The following is a 2,224-nucleotide window of genomic DNA, read 5'->3' as shown; positions in this document are numbered from 1 at the left end:
TGGCCGGCACCTCCGCGGAGGCGGCCGCGGCCGCCCCCGCGGGCGGGGCCGGTGCGGCCGACGGGTCCGACCCGCTGGGCGACGCGCTCGGGCTGGCGGAGCAGCGCCTCGGCGACCTGCTCCGCGAGCGTGCGGAGTTCGTCAACTACCGCCGCCGGGTCGAGCGGGACCGCGACGTCGCCGGCGAGCAGGGGAAGGCGGCGGTGCTGCTCGCGCTGCTGCCCGTGCTCGACGACATCGACGGCGCCCGCACGCACGGCGACCTGACCGGGCCGTTCGCCTCGGTGGCCGACAAGCTCGACGCCACGCTGCGCCGGCTCGGCCTGGAGCCGTTCGGCGAGGCCGGCGACGTGTTCGACCCGGCGCTGCACGAGGCGTTGCTGCAGGACGGCGCCACCCAGGTGGACGTCCCCACGTGCACCCAGGTGCTCCAGCGGGGCTACCGGACGGGTGAACGTGTGCTCCGTCCGGCGCGTGTCGCGGTGGCGAGCCCCTCCTAGGGTCAAGGCCGACGGGCACCCTGCCGACGAGGACCGTGTGACGGTGAGCATCGACTCCACCCTGAGCACGGTCCTCGTCGGCCGTCAGGGCATCCATGCGGCGGACGGCGGCCTGGTCGCCTTCGAGCTGCTCTTCCGGCAGATGCCCATCGACGTCCTGCAGAGCGAGGCGGACCACGAGGCCGCCACCGCCCAGGTGATCAGCGCGGTGTTCGGCGACTTCGGCGTGAGCGACATCGCCGGCTCGCGGCCGCTGTTCCTCAACGTCACCCGGGCCTACCTGGTGGGCGACATCGCCCTGCCCGACCTGCCCGGGCAGGTCGTCGTGGAGGTCCTCGAGCACGTCCCGCTCGACGACGAGGTCCTCGCGGGCATCGTCGCCCTCAGGGCCGCGGGGTACCGCGTCGCCGCCGACGACTGGGACGGCACGCCGGAGCGCGACGCCCTCGTGCGGCTGGCCGACCTCGTGAAGATCGACCTGCCCCAGACCGGGCCCGAGAACCTCGTCGCCCTGGTCGCACGCGCCCGGGAGCTCCACCCCGGCATCCAGGTCGTCGTGGAGCGGATCGAGGACGCCGCCGACGCGGCCCTCGCGGTCGCGGCCGGCGCGGACCTGCTGCAGGGCTACCACCTGGACCGCCCGCAGGTCGTCGCCACGTCGTCGATGTCGCCGTCGGACGCGGTCTGCCTGCGCCTGCTGGGCGCGCTCGCCAGCGAGGCGGAGACCGCCGAGCTGGAGACCCTCGTGTCCTCCGACCCGGGGCTCGCCCTGCGCGTGCTGCGGATGGCCGGCAGCCCCGCCGGCGTGGGCCGGCCCGTGCGCTCGGTCCAGCAGGCCGTGGTGCTCCTCGGCCCCCGCAAGCTCAGCGCCTGGGTCGTGCTCATGGTGCTCGGCGGGGCCAAGCGGCTGCCGCACGAGCAGGTCGTCACCATGCTCACCCGCGCCGGCGCCTGCGCCCGCCTGGTCCCTCGCCAGCGCGACGTCGCCTACACCGCCGGCCTGCTGTCCGCGGTGTCGGAGGTGCTCGGCACCGACCCGGCCGAGACGCTGCGCTCCAGCGGGGTGGACCCGTCGATCGCCGCCGCAGTGCTCCACGGCGAGGGCCCGGTCGGCATGGCGCTGCGCGCGGTCGTCGGCCACGAGCGGGCCAACCCGGCCGTCGTCGTCGCCAACGGCTTCGTGCCGTTCGAGGTGTCCCACGTCTACCTCGACGCCCTGCGGGAGTCGCTGCGCACCGCCGCGTCGCTCACCGCGTGACGCGCGCCAAACTTGACACGACCCGACGCAACCTTGCACCATCGGGGTCACGATGACTGGACAGGACTGGCTCGAGAAGGACTTCTACGGCGTGCTCGGCGTGCCGAAGACCGCCGACGCCGCGGCCGTGAAGAAGGCGTACCGCACGCTCGCCCGCACGCACCACCCCGACGCCAACGGCGGTGACGCGGCGTCGGAGAAGCGGTTCAAGGAGGTCGGCGAGGCCTACTCGGTGCTCTCGGACCCCGAGAAGCGCCAGCAGTACGACGCGGTCCGGGCGATGCGCTCCGGCGCGCGGTTCACCGCGGGCAGCGGCGGGCCGGGCGGCGCCGGCGGCGCAGGCTTCGAGGACATCTTCGGCGGCATGTTCGGCGCCGGGTCGCCCGGTGCCGGCCGCGGTCGCGCCCCCCCCGGGCAGCGCCGCCGCGCGGTCGGGTCGGGGGGGTTCGACGACCTGCTCGCCCGC

At 75.4% G+C, this 2,224-nt stretch carries 3 protein-coding genes; all 3 read left to right on the top strand.

Annotation, left to right across the window (positions count from 1 at the left end; genetic code table 11):
• Positions 1 to 500 (top strand): nucleotide exchange factor GrpE (gene grpE / locus WCS02_RS19785; RefSeq protein ID WP_340295995.1); only part of this gene is annotated, 500 nt, incomplete at its 5' end.
• Positions 501 to 543: 43 nt separating this feature from the next.
• A complete protein-coding gene (locus WCS02_RS19780; protein ID WP_340295994.1) occupies positions 544 to 1,758 on the top strand; it encodes an EAL and HDOD domain-containing protein in 1,215 nt (404 codons plus the stop codon).
• A 52-nt stretch (positions 1,759 to 1,810) separates the two neighbouring features.
• Positions 1,811 to 2,224: DnaJ domain-containing protein (locus tag WCS02_RS19775; RefSeq protein ID WP_340295993.1), on the top strand; the 414-nt coding region annotated here is incomplete at its 3' end.

Source organism: Aquipuribacter hungaricus (assembly GCF_037860755.1).
In the GTDB taxonomy this organism is placed as follows: domain Bacteria; phylum Actinomycetota; class Actinomycetes; order Actinomycetales; family JBBAYJ01; genus Aquipuribacter; species Aquipuribacter hungaricus.
Note: the sequence above shows the minus strand (reverse complement) of the source record. Positions and strands in the feature narration are given on the sequence as shown.